The organism is Nocardia sp. IBHARD005 (assembly GCF_052814245.1).
In genome coordinates this window covers 4,930,001-4,945,200 of sequence record NZ_CP199935.1, presented here as the reverse complement: position 1 = coordinate 4,945,200, position 15,200 = coordinate 4,930,001, and the positions used below count along the sequence as shown (strand labels likewise).

Annotated in this window: 14 protein-coding genes; 9 read left to right on the top strand and 5 right to left on the bottom strand. The window is 68.9% G+C overall.

What is annotated here, in order from left to right; translation table 11 throughout:
• Nucleotides 1-25 precede the first annotated feature (25 nt).
• Nucleotides 26-1,315 carry an acetyl-CoA C-acyltransferase gene (locus ACTWPB_RS23300; RefSeq protein ID WP_446222679.1) on the top strand — a complete coding sequence of 430 codons (1,290 nt, stop codon included), beginning with the start codon at nt 26-28 and terminating at the stop codon, nt 1,313-1,315.
• A gap of 125 nt (nt 1,316-1,440) precedes the next feature.
• On the opposite strand, the gene ACTWPB_RS23295 is transcribed toward ACTWPB_RS23300, so the two are convergent.
• On the bottom strand, nt 1,441-2,148 hold the full coding sequence (locus tag ACTWPB_RS23295; RefSeq protein ID WP_446222678.1) for a TioE family transcriptional regulator: 708 nt from the start codon (nt 2,146-2,148) through the stop codon (nt 1,441-1,443).
• Between the two features lie 81 nt (nt 2,149-2,229).
• Here ACTWPB_RS23295 and ACTWPB_RS23290 point away from each other — a divergent pair, with 81 nt between their 5' ends.
• Nucleotides 2,230-3,381 (top strand): erythromycin esterase family protein, encoded by a 1,152-nt coding sequence (locus tag ACTWPB_RS23290; RefSeq protein ID WP_446222677.1) that lies wholly within the window; start codon nt 2,230-2,232, stop codon nt 3,379-3,381.
• On the opposite strand, the gene ACTWPB_RS23285 is transcribed toward ACTWPB_RS23290, so the two are convergent.
• From ACTWPB_RS23285 to ACTWPB_RS23275, 3 genes are all read right to left on the bottom strand, one after another.
• Nucleotides 3,374-4,210 carry an HAD family hydrolase gene (locus ACTWPB_RS23285; protein WP_446222676.1) on the bottom strand — a complete coding sequence of 279 codons (837 nt, stop codon included), beginning with the start codon at nt 4,208-4,210 and terminating at the stop codon, nt 3,374-3,376. The two genes, ACTWPB_RS23290 and ACTWPB_RS23285, sit on opposite strands and share 8 nt — an antisense overlap.
• 132 nt (nt 4,211-4,342) lie before the next feature.
• On the bottom strand, nt 4,343-5,722 hold the full coding sequence (locus tag ACTWPB_RS23280; protein WP_446226454.1) for a metallopeptidase TldD-related protein: 1,380 nt from the start codon (nt 5,720-5,722) through the stop codon (nt 4,343-4,345).
• 8 nt (nt 5,723-5,730) lie between these two features.
• Nucleotides 5,731-7,236, bottom strand: a complete 1,506-nt coding sequence (locus tag ACTWPB_RS23275) for a TldD/PmbA family protein (protein WP_446226453.1) — start codon at nt 7,234-7,236, stop codon at nt 5,731-5,733.
• Nucleotides 7,237-7,478: 242 nt separating this feature from the next.
• Here ACTWPB_RS23275 and ACTWPB_RS23270 point away from each other — a divergent pair, with 242 nt between their 5' ends.
• The gene (locus tag ACTWPB_RS23270) at nt 7,479-8,129 is read left to right on the top strand and encodes a helix-turn-helix domain-containing protein (RefSeq protein ID WP_446222675.1); all 651 of its coding nucleotides are present in this window, start codon (nt 7,479-7,481) and stop codon (nt 8,127-8,129) included.
• On the opposite strand, the gene ACTWPB_RS23265 is transcribed toward ACTWPB_RS23270, so the two are convergent.
• The gene (locus ACTWPB_RS23265) at nt 8,126-8,893 is read right to left on the bottom strand and encodes a sulfite exporter TauE/SafE family protein (protein ID WP_446222674.1); all 768 of its coding nucleotides are present in this window, start codon (nt 8,891-8,893) and stop codon (nt 8,126-8,128) included. The genes ACTWPB_RS23270 and ACTWPB_RS23265 overlap by 4 nt on opposite strands.
• Nucleotides 8,894-8,949: 56 nt before the next feature.
• Between ACTWPB_RS23265 and ACTWPB_RS23260 the strand changes: the two genes are divergently transcribed.
• The 6 genes from ACTWPB_RS23260 to lnt all read left to right on the top strand — a co-directional run bounded on the left by ACTWPB_RS23260 (nt 8,950) and on the right by lnt (nt 15,057).
• A complete protein-coding gene (locus ACTWPB_RS23260) occupies nt 8,950-10,125 on the top strand; it encodes a sensor histidine kinase (RefSeq protein ID WP_446222673.1) in 1,176 nt (391 codons plus the stop codon).
• Nucleotides 10,126-10,180: 55 nt separating this feature from the next.
• Nucleotides 10,181-10,840, top strand: coding sequence for a response regulator (locus tag ACTWPB_RS23255; RefSeq protein WP_446222672.1), 660 nt, complete (start codon nt 10,181-10,183; stop codon nt 10,838-10,840).
• A gap of 71 nt (nt 10,841-10,911) precedes the next feature.
• A complete protein-coding gene (locus ACTWPB_RS23250; RefSeq protein ID WP_446222671.1) occupies nt 10,912-11,403 on the top strand; it encodes an FxsA family protein in 492 nt (163 codons plus the stop codon).
• A 59-nt stretch (nt 11,404-11,462) separates the two neighbouring features.
• Nucleotides 11,463-11,666, top strand: a complete 204-nt coding sequence (locus ACTWPB_RS23245; RefSeq protein WP_446222670.1) for a hypothetical protein — start codon at nt 11,463-11,465, stop codon at nt 11,664-11,666.
• 71 nt (nt 11,667-11,737) lie between these two features.
• The gene (locus tag ACTWPB_RS23240) at nt 11,738-13,330 is read left to right on the top strand and encodes an amidohydrolase (protein ID WP_446222669.1); all 1,593 of its coding nucleotides are present in this window, start codon (nt 11,738-11,740) and stop codon (nt 13,328-13,330) included.
• Nucleotides 13,331-13,488: 158 nt separating this feature from the next.
• On the top strand, nt 13,489-15,057 hold the full coding sequence (gene lnt, locus ACTWPB_RS23235) for an apolipoprotein N-acyltransferase (RefSeq protein WP_446226452.1): 1,569 nt from the start codon (nt 13,489-13,491) through the stop codon (nt 15,055-15,057).
• Nucleotides 15,058-15,200: the final 143 nt, after the last annotated feature.

The window sequence follows — 15,200 nt, the reverse complement described above, 5'->3', positions numbered from 1 at the left end:
CGGCAGAACTTCCGAAGGGATCCACATGGCCGACAAACGCAACCGAGCCGTCGTCGTCGCGGGAGTACGGACCCCGTTCGTGCGCGCGTTCACCGACTTCACCCGCCTCGACAGCATCGCCCTGGCCGGTGCGGCCGTGCGCGGGCTGATCGAGCGGACTCAGATCGCACCTAGCGAGATCCAGTCCATTGTCTGGGGCGGGGTGGTCCTGCCCAGTCATGCGCCGAATATCGCGCGGGAGGTCGCCCTCGACCTGAACCTGGACTTCGGTTGCGAGGGGTACACGGTCACCCGCGCGTGCGCGTCGGGTTTGCAGGCGGTGACCTCGGCAGCCGCGGCGATCGAACGTGGCGAGTACGACATCATGATCGCCGGTGGTAGTGATTCCACCAGTAATGCCGAGATCAAGCTGCCGCAGAAGGTCGTGCACGCGGTCGCACCGGTGGCACTGGGCAAGCCCAAGCCGATGGACTACCTCGATGTGGTCCGGCAGCTCGCGCCGTTCACCGACATCCTGCCGCGCCAGCCCAAGATCTCCGAGCGCACCACCGGCGAGGTGATGGGCGAGTCCGCGGAGAAGATGGCCCGCATCAACGGGATCTCCCGCGCTGATCAGGATGCTTTCGCCGCCCGCTCGCACCAGCGGGCCGCGGCCGCGATCGCCTCGGGACGATTCGACGACGAGGTCGTGCCGGTCACCACGCCGTCGGGCACGCTGATCGAGACCGACGGACTGGTCCGCGCGAACACGAGCATCGAGAAACTCGCCACCCTGAAGCCGGTGTTCGAGAAGAACGGCACGGTCACCGCGGGCAATGCCAGCCCGCTCACCGACGGTGCGTCGGCGGTGCTGCTGATGAGCGAGGAGAAGGCGCGCGCCCTCGGGTTCACCCCGCTGGCAGCCTTCCGGTCGTGGAGTTTCGTCAGTGTCGATCCCGCCGATCAGGTACTCATCGGCCCCGCGATCTCGATGCCGCGCGCCCTCGACAAGGCGGGCATGACCCTGGCCGACATCGACCTGGTCGACATCCACGAAGCCTTTGCCGCACAGACCCTTTCGGTGCTGCGGATGCTGGAGAGCGCCGAATGGGCCAAAGCCCGCCTCGACCGTGACGAGCCGGTCGGCACCGTGGACATCGACAAGCTCAACGTGCACGGGGGCTCGATCTCGCTGGGCCACCCCTTCGGCGCCACTGGTGCCCGGATGGTCACCACCATGGCCGAAGAGCTGGCTCGCACCGGGAAAGAGACTGCGCTGCTGGGGATTTGCGCGGCAGGCGGGATCGGCGCGTCGGCAGTGCTCGAACGGGTCTGACGAGGTCAGGCGGGCGCATCGCGGCGGGGACGATGCGCCCGGATGTCCACCGGGCGTCCATCAGGGTCGGTGGTCGCGAGCGTCAGGTGATTGATTCCGCGGAGATCAGGCATGGTCACTCCAGACTAGCGGCGCAGGGCGGCGGAATATCGGCTCAGCGCGGCGGCGGCGTCGAGCATGGCGACGCCCTGGGTGGTGAGTGTGGCTTGCCAGCTGTCGAGGGCGGTCGCCAATCCTTCGGTGCTGCCCGCGGCGCGAATCTGGTTGATGACGCCGGCGATGTGGTCGAGGCGGTAGTGGCCGCGGCGTAGCAGGTGAGCCAGTTCGGCGTCGCGGAGGTCGGTGCGGCCGTACCGGCGGTAGCCGGTGGCCGGGTCGCGAGCGGGGGTGAGGATCCCGGCCGTTTCCCATGCTCGGAGGGTGGCGGGGGTCACTCGGAGCTGGTGCGCGAGTTCGCCGATTGTTCGCGTGTCGTCGGAAATAGTCGCGCGAGAATCAGATTCGGCGGCGAGATGGTCGACTGCGCGGCGGACCGAGGTGAGCGTTTCGCGATCTCGAAGTAGTTGACCGTGACTTGTGTCGATGATCGTGAGGGCCTTGTCGAGGTCGTCAGCGTGCAGCGCGCGCATGATGTGGCCCGCGTTCGCGTGACCGTAGGCGGGGATCGAGGTGAGGTAGGTGCGCAGCGCGCTCGCGTGAAGGTCGGTGTAGATCCGGTAGCCGGTGGGTGTGCGCTCGGCCGGTGGCAGGCAACCGTCCTGCTCGTAATTGCGGACAGCCTGGGTCGAGAGGCCGTGCTCGCGGGCCAGGTCGGATGGTCGTAGGGTTCTCACTGATTTGAGACTTTACCGGATTGCCAGCGCCCAGATACTGCTTAAGTCTCAACGGTTCTTTCAACGATACGATTGATACACATGAGCCAGAAAATTAGGGAGTTCGTACCGCAGTCCTGTGAACTGCTCGCGCTCGGCGAGCCGACTCACAAAGAACCCGGCTTCGCCGCGGTCCGCAATGATCTTGTCGTTGCGTTGGTGGAGAGTGGGTTCGGGTCGATCGCTCTCGAAACGGACCGGGTCGCGGCGCTCGCGGTGGACGAGTTCGTTCGCCATGGGCAGGGCACTCTCGACGAGGTGATGAGGACCGGGTTCTCGCACGAATTCGGTGAGCTCGCGGGCAACAGGGACCTTGTCGCCTGGCTGCGCGACCACAACGCCGGCAAGCCGGCCGCGGAGCAGGTCGGGTTCTACGGCTTCGACGCCGCGATGGAGACCATGAGCGCGCCCAGCCCCCGGCCCTACCTCGAATTCGCCCGCGACTACCTGGAACTCGACCTCGATATCACCGACCTGGTCGGCGACGACGAGCAGTGGAGCCGCACCGAAGCGGTCATGAACGCGGCCGCCTCGGTCGGTGCCGCCGTCGAAGCCGACCGGCTGCGCGTCATCGCCGACGATCTGCTCACCCTGCTCTACACGCGCGCCCCGCAACGGATCGCGTCCACATCACGGGCCGAATGGCACAGGGCCGCAATACATCTCACCGCCGGACTGGGTCTGCTCCGCTATCACCGGCAGGCCGCGCAGCCCGGCGAGGACGCGGTGCGATGGAACAGCCTGGCCGCCACCCGCGACGCGCTCATGGCCCAGAATCTTCTCGATATCCGCGCCCTCGAAGCACGCCGTGGGCCGACCCTGGTGTACTCGCACAACCTGCACCTGCAACGGAACTCGAGCATCATGCGGATGGGACCGATGGAACTCACCTGGTCCGGTGCGGGGGCGATCGTCGGGTCGCTCCTGGGAGTGCGGTATCGCGTGATCCTGGGCAGTCTGGGGCGCAGTGACGGCCTCGAACTCGGCGAACCCGAGCCGGGTACCTACGAGAACACCCTCCAGAACCGGATCAGTACCTGGGGTTTGATCCCGGCCGCGGAACTCGGCCACGGCCACACTCGCACCGACATCACCCCGGAACAGGGATACTTCCCCTTGGACGCGGGGACCGTCAGCGCGGCGGACACGATCCTGCACCTCAGCGTGGGGCGGGCACCGGCCTCGGTCAGGTAGTCCGATCGCCCGGTGACGAGCTCGCCAATTCCTCCAGATAGCAGGCGACGCCGTCCTCGTCGTTGGTCGGGAGCACCCGGTCGGCGAGTGCGATGACCTCGGGAACCGCGTTGGCCGGAACCAGCGCGGTTCCCGCCCACGTCAGCATGGCCACATCATTGAGCGCGTCACCCGCGGCCGCCACCTCCGACAGGTCGATGCCGTCGAGCGCGCACAACCGGGCCAGGGCACTGGCCTTCGACACACCTTCGGCGGCCATCTCCATATACGCGGCACCGGAGTGGGTCAGCTCCACGCCGGTGATCCCGACGGCCACCGCCGTCCGGTACAACTGCGCGCCGGGTAGCTCGGGATGTCGGGCCACGATCTTCACCATCGCCTCGAGGCCCGTCGGCAAGGTCTGCGACAACTCCATGTCGTGCGGGTGCCGGTGATGATCGGCGAACGTGCACAGGGCGGCATAGGCGGGCTCGGCGATGAACCTGGTGGCGCCGACATTGGCGAAGACGACACCGGGAATCCGGTCGCGGATCTGGGCCATCACCGCGCCCGCCGCGCCGGTGTCGATCGAGACGGTGTCGATGATCTGCGGTGTCCCGTCGGCGAGGTCGAGCAGCACAGCGCCGTTGGCGCACACCGCTTTACCGCGGAAACCGCACGACTGCGCCAGCTCGTGCACCGAATGGCGCGCCCGCGCCGTCGCCCACACCACCTCGATGCCCGCCGCTTGCGCCGCGGCCATGGCCGCGGCGGTGCGCGGTGAGACGGTTCGATCGGAACGCAGCAGTGTGCCGTCGAGGTCGGTGGCGAACATCCGGATACGAGTCACCCGGTCATGCTTTCACGCGCCGCGCCGACGACCAGGTCTGGTCGCCCGTCGACACAGGCCAACGGGATGGACGTTCTCCGCCTTCGTGCCGACAAGGCGCAACGGCTGCCGATCGGTGCGCGCCTGTACCCGCTAGGTCGCTTGGCTCACCGAGGACATGTGGAAGTCGGGGATGCGCAGCGGGGGCATCGCGGTTCGGGTGAACCAGTCCTTCCATTCCCGGGGGAGGGTGATCTCGGTGGCACCCGCTTCCGATACCCGGCGCAGCAGGTCGAGTGGACTTTCGTTGAAACGGAAGTTGTTGACCGCGCCGGTCACCTGGCCGTCCTCGACGAGGTAGACCCCGTCGCGGGTGAGACCGGTCAGGAGCAGGGTGGCGGGGTCGACCTCGCGGATGTACCACAGGCAGGTGAGGAGAAGGCCGCGTTCGGTGCGGGCGATCATGTCGTCCAATGACGCGCTGCCGCCGCCGGTGAGCAGTAGGTTCTCACCGGGAATCGTTGCGGGGGCGGAGAATTCGGCGGCGGTGGCGCGCGGGTAGACGAGCGATTCGATGACCCCGTCACCGATCCAGTCGACACGTTGGGCGGACAGGCCGTTGTCGAACACCGACAGTGATTCCGACGACGACGGAGTCGCCACGAACGGCCGGTATTCGAGACCGCTCGCATTCGGGTCGGAGTACAGGGTCAGCGGAATATCGCTGAGCCGCTCACCGATCCTCGTGCCGCCGGCGCGGGAGAACGCGGTATGGCCTTCGTGCGCGCCACGGCCCTCCATGCTCCAGGCCAGATAGATCATCAGATCGGCGACCGACGACGGCGGCAACAGGGTCTCGTAGCGGCCCGCGGGCAGTTCGATACGGCGCTTGGACCAGTCCAGGCGCCGTGACAGCTCGGCGAGCAGGCCCGGAGTGTCGACGTCGGTGAAATCGGCGGTGCCGACCCCCACCCACGCGCTCGCCAGATCCTTGCCCTCGCCACGCTTGCCGTTGATCTCCACCGAACCGGTCGGCTGACTGAACCGGCGGCGGACACCGGTCGAGGTACCCAGCCAGGTGGTGTGCACCTGGTGGTGGGCGAAACCGTAGAGGCGGTCGGTGCCGTCGAATCCGGTGGACAGCTCACGCGCCAACCCGGCGAACACCTCGATCTCGGTGGCGCCAGGGACCTGATCCCATTCGGCGGTGTCGTCGTCGGTGGGTTCGAGCAGCGGCATCGCGTCGCGGGCCGGGGCGGCCGTGCGCGCGGCCTCCTCGCTGGCACGCACCACGGACTCGATCTCGGCGGGATCGACGCTGGTGGAGCCGATGGAGCCGACCCGCGCGGAATTCGGGCCGTCACGCAACACCGAGATCACCGCCCAATCCCGCGAAATCGACGAACCGTTGGTGGTCATCGAGTTGCCGGCCCACCGCAGCGACGCCTCGTGCGCGTCGGTGACGATCACGATCGCCTCGTCGGCTTTCGACGCCGCCAGCGCACGCTCGACCACCGCGCCCGCCGGGAACAGACCCTCGCTCACTGACCACCCTCCGTCCGGGTATTGAGAATATTGACCCCGCGTACCAGGACCGACGGGCAGCCGTGGCTCACCGCCGCCACCTGACCGGGCTGTGCCTTACCGCAGTTGAACGCGCCACCGAGCTGCCAGGTGCTCGGCCCGCCGACCGCTTCCATCGACCCCCAGAAATCGGTGGTCGTCGCCTGGTAGGCGACATCGCGCAGCTGTCCGTCGAGCTCGCCGTTGCGGATGCGAAAGAATCGCTGACCGGTGAACTGGAAGTTGTAGCGCTGCATATCGATCGACCAGCTTTTGTCGCCGAGGATGTAGATGCCGTCCTGCACCCGCGAGATCAGCTCGGCGGTGCTGGTGTCACGCTCGGGATCGGGCTGCAAAGACACGTTCGCCATCCGCTGGATCGGAACATGGTGCGGCGAATCGGCGTACGAGCAACCGTTGGAGCGGTCGAGCCCGAGACGCGGGGCGAACACGCGGTCGAGCTGGTAGCCGACCAGGACGCCGTCACGCACCAGATCCCACTGCTGGCCCGCCACGCCCTCGTCGTCGTAACCGACGGTGCTCAAGCCGTTGACCTGGGTGCGGTCACCGGTGACGTGCATGATCGGCGTGCCGTACCGCAGCGTGCCGAGCTGATCGGGAGTCGCGAACGAGGTACCCGCGTACGCGGATTCGTAACCGATCGCACGGTCGTATTCGGTGGCATGGCCGATGGATTCGTGGATCGTCAGCCACAGGTTCGTCGGGTCGATCACCAGATCGGTGGGGCCCGCGACGACGCTGGGCGCCTTCACCTTCTCGGCGAGCCAGCCGGGGATCTGCGCCAGCTCGCCCGTCCAGTCCCAGGTTCCGTCGGCACCGGTGACGTACTCCCAGCCGCGGCCCGCGGGCGCGGCGAGGGTGCGCATCGTCTCGAACACCCCCGACGCGGAATCGACGGTGACAGCCTCCAGTTGGGGGTGCAGGCGCACCCGTTGCTGGGTGATCGACGAGCCCGCGGTGTCGGCGTAGAACGTCTGCTCCTTGACCTGCAGGACCGAGGCAGTGACGTGGTCGACACCGTCGGCGGCGGACAGGCGTTCCGAATAGTCCTGCAGCAGCGCCACTTTGTCGGCCGTCGGCACCGTGAACGGGTCGAGCTCGTAGGCCGAGACCCACGAGACATTGTCATAGCGTGGCTCGTCGGCCAGTTCGACGTGCTCGCGGTTCAGCGACCGCAGCGCTCTTGCCACGGTCACCGCGCGGCGCGCGACCTCGGCGGCGATCTCGGGCGTGAGTGCGGCGTGCGAGGCGAAACCCCAGGTGCCGTCGACGATCACGCGCACCGCCAGCCCCAGCACGGTCGCGTCGGTGGCCGCTTCGACGCGACCGTCGCGCAACCGGATCGACTGCATCACCAACCGTTGCACGCGCAGATCGGCATGCTCCGCGCCGGCCGCGCGGGCCGCCGACAGGGCGGCCTCGGCCAGTGCGGCGAGCCCGAGCGCGCGGAACTCCTCGTCCACATCTCTGGAAGTCGTGGTATCCCTCACCGGACCCACGCTAACCGGTGCCACCGACACATGTGCGCCGGAACCGGATCCGGCGCACATCATGTCGGGTCGATGCATCGGCTGCCTGCTTGCCTGTCGTGCACCTGCGCTGCGTGCCGTTGTGCGCGAAAAGCCGGTTCCGGCAGTCGTTGCGGTGACGCGCGGACTCCGGTTCCTCCCGCGAGCGGTGCCCGAAATGCCGTAGGGTGCCCGCCGTGCCGCCATCTGCCCTGCGCGATCGAAAACGGGAACGAACCCGCCGTGCGATCCTCGTGGCCGCCGTCGAATTGTTCGAGGCCAGAGGGTACGAGGAAACGACCGTCGCCGACATCGCGGCCGAGGCCGAGGTCGGCACCCGAACCTTCTTCAACTACTTCGCGAGCAAAGAAGAACTGCTCTTCCCCGAGAGCGACGAACGGGTGCGCGCGGCGGTCGCCGCCATCGCCACGCGCCGGCCCGGTGAGCGACCCGTGGAGGTGTTGCTGCGGGCCTTGCGCGCCGCGGGCGACAACCCCGGCGAACGCCTCGTCGACGACGTCAGTTCGCGGGTGGCCGCGCTGCGGGCGCTGGTCTCGCGGACCGTCCCCTCGGTGAGTGGTCGCGCCGCGCACGCGCAATTGGTCGCGCAGCGCGAGATCGCCCACCAGTTGCATATTGCGTTCCCGCACGAACTCGACGAGGTCGGTGCCGCGGCTCTGGTCGGTGCCGTGGTCGGCGCGGTATCGGGAGCGCTGACAGTGCTGTTCCAGCAGCCACAGCACGGCATCGACGACGGCGAACGCCTGCACCGCAAGATCCACGAGACCACCTCGCGAGTTCTGCAGCCCTGGCTCGCCGCCTGCGCACCACCGGAACCGGTGCGCTAACCGAACTGCTGCCACCCCAAACGGATCACCATCACCACCACCACGACCAGCAACACGATCCGAACGAACCCGGCGCCCTTGGCCAGTGCCATCCGCGAACCGATCAGCGCACCGGCGACATTGGCCACCGCCATGCCCGCACCGAGACCCCACAGGATGTGGCCGGTGGAGCCGAGGAACAGCAGGGCACCCACGTTCGACCCGCAGTTGATCACCTTCGCCATCGCCGCCGCCCGCACGAACTCGGTGCCGAGCAGCGTCGCGAAGGTGATGATCAGGAAGGTGCCGGTCCCTGGTCCGAGCAGCCCGTCATAGAGGCCGATCAGACCGGCGGCGAGGCCGACCACCAGGATCACCTTGCGCCGCGTGGGTGGATGGGTGGCCATCGTCAGGCCGACCGAGGGTCGCACGGTCACGAACACCGCCACCCCGACGAGCACCACCATCACCAGGGGGATGAACAGGTCACGGTCGATCAGCGACACCGCCGCCGCGCCGCACGGTGCCGTGATCGCGGCGATCACGGCACCGGGCAGCAGCACCGTCCACTGGATCGGCACCTTGCGCGCGAAGGTCGCCACCGCGGTCGCGGTACCTGCCAGGGCCGCGAGTTTGTTGGTGCCGAGCGCGGTCTGCGGTGCGATGCCGGGGACGACGAGCAACAGCGTCGGCAGAATGATCAGCCCACCGCCGCCGACCACGGCATCGACCCAGCCCGCCGCCGCCGCGGCCACCAGCAGGACCGTCCAGTCGCCGAGTTGCACGCGTCCAGGCAATCAAGATCACGGCCGGAAAGCCAGCCGGGGCTACGCTTGGCCCCGTGCGCCGGTTCAGCCTGTGGCTACGCGGACGACCCATCGTCGCCGACTCGATTCTCGCGGGATTGCTCCTGGTCCTCGACGCCCTCGGGGTGGGCGACGAACGCAACAAGGTCGTCTATCTGATCTTCTCGGTGATCGTGCCGTTGCCGCTGGTCCTGCGCCGGGTGTACCCGCGGGCCGTGGCGGCGGCGATGCTGGTGCTGTCGTCGCTGAACACGCTGATCGGCTACCTGCTCGACGATCAGGCCGCCGACCACGTCGCGCTGATCGGGCTCGGGGTGATGCTCTACACGCTCGTCGCCTATGTCGGGCGGCGTGACGGGATCGTCTATCTCGCCTTCCTCGCCCTTGACCTGGCGGCGTCGGTCGTGCTGCTCGACGAGCCGCGGGGTGGCGATCTGGCGATGGTCGGGCTCATCTACGCGCTGTGCTGGACATTGGCCGAGTTCAACGGCGCCCGGCACGCTTACGACGCCGAGGTCGCGGCCCGCCTCGCGGTCGCCGACTACGACAGGGAACGTCGCGCGCACGACGCGGTCGCCGCCGAACGCACCCGCATCGCCCGCGAACTCCACGATGTGATCGCGCACGCGGTGAGCGTCATCATCGTGCAGGCCGACGGTGCCAAATACGCCCTGCGCCAGGACCCCGACACCGCCGAACGCGCCCTCGCCACCATCGCGGGTACCGGTCGCGACGCCCTGCGCGAACTGCGCCGTACCGTCGCCCTGCTGCGAACCGAGCACGCACCGGAACTGCTGCCACAACACGGGAGCGCGGGGATCGCGAAGCTGGCCCAGATGATGCGCGAGGCGGGCCTTGCCGTTGACCTCGAGCTGACCGGTGAACTCGACGACATCTCCCCCGAGGTGAGCCTCGGGGTGCACCGCATCGTGCAGGAATCGCTCACCAACACCCTGCGCCACGCGGGGGCGGAGCCGAAGGCCGTGGTCCGGGTGCACCGGCGCGACCAGGACATCCTCGTCGAGATCACCGACAGTGGCGGCGTCCCCGCGCAGGCGAGCCCGGGTACCGAGATTCCCGGCGCGGGGATGGGACTGGTCGGGATGCGCGAACGGGTCGCGGTGCTCGGCGGCACCCTGAACGCGGGCAGGCTCGACGACGGCCGCTGGCGGGTACGGGCGAACCTGCCGCTGCGCGCGGAGACCGACTGATCTACCGGGCGATCTCCGTCCGGAACTGACCCTCCGATCCCACTATGGTGGGGCAATGCCGATCAGCGTGCTCGTGGTGGACGATCAGGAACTCATGCGGATGGGCTTGAAAATGGTGCTCGGCGCGCACCCCGACATCGAGGTGATCGGCGAAGCGGGCAACGGTGACGAGGCCGTGCGGCGGGCGAGCGAACTGCGCCCCGATGTGGTGCTGATGGATGTGCGGATGCCGGTCGTCGACGGGGTGACCGCCACCGCGCGGATCGTGGCCGCGGGGGAGGGCGTGCGTGTGCTGGTCATGACCACCTTCGATCTCGACGAACACGCTCTCGGCGCCCTGCGCGCCGGTGCGAGCGGATTCCTGCTCAAGGACACCCCGCCCGAGGACCTCGTCTCGGCCCTCCGCAGCGTCGCCGCCGGCGACGCGGTGGTGTCACCCAAGGTCACCAAGCGACTGCTGGACCGGCTCGTCGCCGAGAACCCGACGACGCTGCGCGACCCGAAGATCCTCGACGTCCTCACCACACGCGAACGCGAAGTGCTCGAACAGATCGCGGCCGGCCGCTCCAACGCCGAGATCGCCGCGGTGCTGTTCCTGTCGGAGGCGACGGTGAAAACACACGTCGGCCGGGTGCTCACCAAACTCGGCTTGCGCGACCGCGTGCAGGCGGTGGTGCTGGCCTACGAAACCGGGCTCGTGCGGCCCGGTGGCTGAGCTCGCTTGCCGCTCGGGAGAAAAATCGGGCGCTCGTGCGTTGAGGGGATAGATCGTCCGAAAGGATCGCCATGACCGCCCTGCTGTTCGTCGTCTACCTCGTCGTCGAGATCGCCGCCCTCGTCGGTCTCGCCCAGCTGATCGGCATCGGCTGGGCGCTGGTCGTGCTCGTCGCGGTGTCGGGCGTGGGACTGGTGCTGCTCGGACGGCAGGGCAGGCGGGTGTTCGACCGATTCCGGCGGGCCTCCCGCGGTGAGGTGACCGCCGAGAGCGCGGTCGCCGACGGGGTGATCGTCGCCACCGGATCGGTGCTGCTGTTCGTGCCGGGTCTGGTCACCGGACTCGTCGGCCTGCTTGCGCTGTTCCCGCCGACCAGGGCGTTGCTGCGACCGGCACTGGAGAAGCTCGGTACCCGGCGCTTCGGTCCGTTGCCCTCGTTCGCGCCCTCGCCGTATCGCGGGATGGTCGTCGATGCCGACGGCGATGTGGTCGACGGCACCGTGGTCGGGCAGTGGTACGACGACGGTCACACCGCCGGCCCGCGCGCGCTCGGCTCCGCCTGATTCGACGCTGTCTCCACGGACATGCCCGCGCCCGGCGGCGAAGGGTCTACAGTACCGGCATGGCCCCCGAGCAGATCACCGTCACGGTGAGCGAGGAACTGGCCGACGCGGTGCGCAGAGCGAGCGCCGCTGCCGGACAGTCGATGTCGGACTTCACCACCGCCGCATGGCGGTTGGAAATGATCGCCGTGGAGGCGGGTGGGCATTGTCCCGCCGGGTTCGGCGACGCCGACGTGCGCGCCGCACTGTCGCTGCCGACCTGACCTGTCTCGCCGCCGAGCTGAGACTGTCCCTGCCGAGGTGACGATCGGTCGATACGGCAGACTGGGGCACCGTGAGTACCCAGTTGCTGATCGGCGGTCGTTTCTACAGTTCCAGTTCCCCGGACGCGACCGCGATGGCGGTCACCGACGGCACCGTGGTGTGGCTGGGCGCCGAGGCGCCCGGGCGTGCGATGCATCCCGATGCGGAGATCATCGACCTCGACGGTGCGTTCGTGGCGCCCGCGTTCGTCGATCCGCACGTGCACGTCACCGCGCTGGGACTGCAGCTGACCGGGCTCGACGTCAGTGGCGCCGGATCCCTGTCCGCCCTGCTCGAGACGGTCCGGGCGCACGCCGCGAACCAGCCGGACGGAGTGATCATCGGCGAAGGCTGGGACGACACCGGCTGGCCCGAGCAGCGTCCGCCGACGGTCGCCGAACTCGACGAGGCCGCCGGTTCGGGCAGGCTCGTCTACCTGGCACGCGTCGACGCGCATTCGGCCGTGGCGTCCTCGGCGCTGCTCGACGCGGCGGGTGACCTCGGCGACGGATATCGGCGCGGGGAACTGCTGCGCGCCGATGCCCACCACCGGGTTCGGACGGTCGCACTCGCGGAACTCACTCGCGCCCAGCGTGATTCGGCCCGCAAGGCTGCCCTCGACGCGGCGGCCGCGCACGGCATCGTCGCTGTCCACGAATGCGCGGGGCCCGATATCTCCGGGCGCGACGACATCGGCGAACTGCTCGCCTTCGAACACGGCGTGGCCGTGCGCGCCTACTGGGGTCAGGCCGTGCGCACCGCGGAAGAAGCGCGTGCGCTGATCGATGAGCTCGGTGTGCACGCACTCGGTGGCGACCTGTTCGTCGACGGCTCGCTCGGCTCACACACGGCCCTGCTGCGCGAGCCCTACGCCGACGCCGCGGGCTGCGGCACGAGCTTCCTCGACGAAGACGCGATCACCGCGCACCTTCGCGCGTGCACCGAGGCCGGGATCCAGGCGGGCTTCCACGCGATCGGCGACGCCGCCATGGACACCGTCGTCGCCGGATTCGCCCGTGTCGCAGCCGAACTCGGTGGGCCGGCGATCGCGTCACGCGGGCACCGGGTGGAGCACGCGGAGATGACCGACTCGTCCGCGATCGCGCAACTGGCCACGCTCGGTGTGATCGCGTCCGTGCAGCCCGGCTTCGACGCCGCCTGGGGCGGACCCGACGGGATGTACGCCACCCGCCTCGGCGCCGAGCGCGCCGCCGGCCTCAACCCGTTCTCGGCGATGGCGGCGGCGGGCATCTCCCTCGCCATCGGCTCCGACGCACCTGTGACCGCCATGAACCCGTGGGAACAGGTGCGCGCGGCCGTCCACCACCGCACCGCGGGCCACGGACTGTCCCCGCGCGCCGCGTTCGCCGCCGCCACCCGCGGCGCCTGGCGCGCCGGCGGCGTGCGCGACGGCATGGCGGGCACGCTGGTCCCCGGCGCCCCCGCTTCCTATGCCGTGTGGGACGCGGGCGACCTCGTCGTCGCCGCGGCCGCCGACACCGTGCAACGGTGGTCCACCGACCCCCGATCCCGTGTCCCCGGCCTCCCACGCCTCGACCCCGGTGCCGACCTGCCGACCTGCCTGCGCACGGTGCGCGACGGCACCACGATCTACCCCGCCTGACCCGACGCTTGCAACGAATCACGGAGCAGCACACCATGATCGAACCCGCGATGGGTAACCGCCCCGACTCCGCAGCCGACGGCGCCGACGAACCGGTATCAGCGGCAGGCGAGAGAGATCCGGGTGCGACCCACACCACGCGTTCCCGGTTCTCCCCGATGGCTTCGAGGGTGCTCGCGGCCGTCGCGGGTGGGCTGTTGCTGTTCGGTAGCTTCCCGCCCCGCCCGTTCTGGTTCCTCGCGCCGGTGGCGATCGCGCTGCTCGCGCTCGTGGTGCGTGGCCCGGGCAAGCTGCGCGGCGGGTTCGGGTACGGGATGCTCGGCGGGCTGGGGTTCTTCGTGCCGTTGCTGCCGTGGACCGGGATCTATGTGGGGCCCTTACCGTGGCTGGCGCTCTCGACGGTGTGCGCGGTGTACTTCGGGCTGTGGGGTGTGCTCGCCCGGTGGTTGAGCCCGCTGCCGGGCTGGCCGGTGTGGCTCGCGCTGGCGTGGACCGCGAGCGAATGGGTCAGGTCGAGTTTCCCGTTCGGTGGATTCCCTTGGGGGCGTGTCGCGTTCGGGCAAGCCGACGGCTGGTATCTGCCGCTGGCCGCCTATGGTGGTGCGCCGCTGGTCGGCTTCGGCGTCGCTCTCACCGGCACCGGTCTCGCCGCGTTGGCACTGCGCCTGCGTGCGTGGGCGCGCACCCCCGCGCCGCGCCCGGACACCCGCGCCGTGCGCACCGGATTTGCCACCGCCGTGGTAGCCGTGGCTATCATGCCCCTGGCCGGAGTGATCCTGCGGCCGACGCTGCCCGCCCCGGACGCGGGCATCCGGACGATCACGGTCGCCGCCATCCAGGGCAGCGTGCCGCGGCTGGGGCTCGACTTCAACGCTCAGCGCCGTGCGGTGCTGGACAACCACGTCCGGCGCACCGAGGAGCTGGCCGACGCCGTTACCCGCGGCCAGGCCGCGCGGCCCGACATCGTGATCTGGCCCGAGAACTCCTCCGATATCGATCCACTGCGCAATGCCGACGCCGCCGCCGAGATCACCGAAGCCTCGGTGCGCATCGGCGCCCCGATCCTGGTCGGCGCAGTCCTGGTGAACGGTGACCGCACGACCACCAACTCGGTGATCGTGTGGAACGGTACGGCGGGGCCGGGGGAGCGGCACGACAAGAAGATCATCCAGCCGTTCGGCGAATACCTGCCGATGCGTGGTTTCTTCCGTTTGTTCTCTTCTTATGCCGACCGCGCGGGCTATTTCGTGCCCGGTGATGGTGACGGAACGGTCACGGCCGCCGGCGTGCCGATCGGCGTGGCGACCTGTTACGAGGTCGCCTTCGATCGGGCATTTCGGGAATCTCTCGCCGCGGGCGCTCAACTGCTGACGGTACCGACCAACAACGCCACCTTCGGTGAGAGCGAGATGACCTATCAGCAACTCGCCATGTCGCGGGTGCGCGCGGTCGAGCACGGGCGCGCGCTCGTGGTCGCAGCAACCACGGGGGTCAGCGGGATCATCACCGCGGATGGCGTGCTCAGTCAGCGTACCGAGCAGGTCGTCCCCGCCGCGCTGGTGGCCCAGCTACCGTTGCGCGACACGACGACAATCGCTACCCGAATCGGTGTATGGCCCGAACTGGCGTCCGTTATCCTGACCGCGATCGGCGTCGGACTGGTGTTTCTTCGACGCTACAGGGTGAATCCGACTCAGGCTGTGCGCAGTTCGGACAATTCTGAATAAGCGGTTTGTTTCAACCCGGGGGAAGCGGCACGAAGTTGCTGCTACAGGGGTGTAATTCGTTGAGCTCGAAATAAATCCAGATCGGCAGCCATCCGGCTGCCGGAGTACTCCGAATCATGGGCGTGGAAAAGCCACGCCCATGG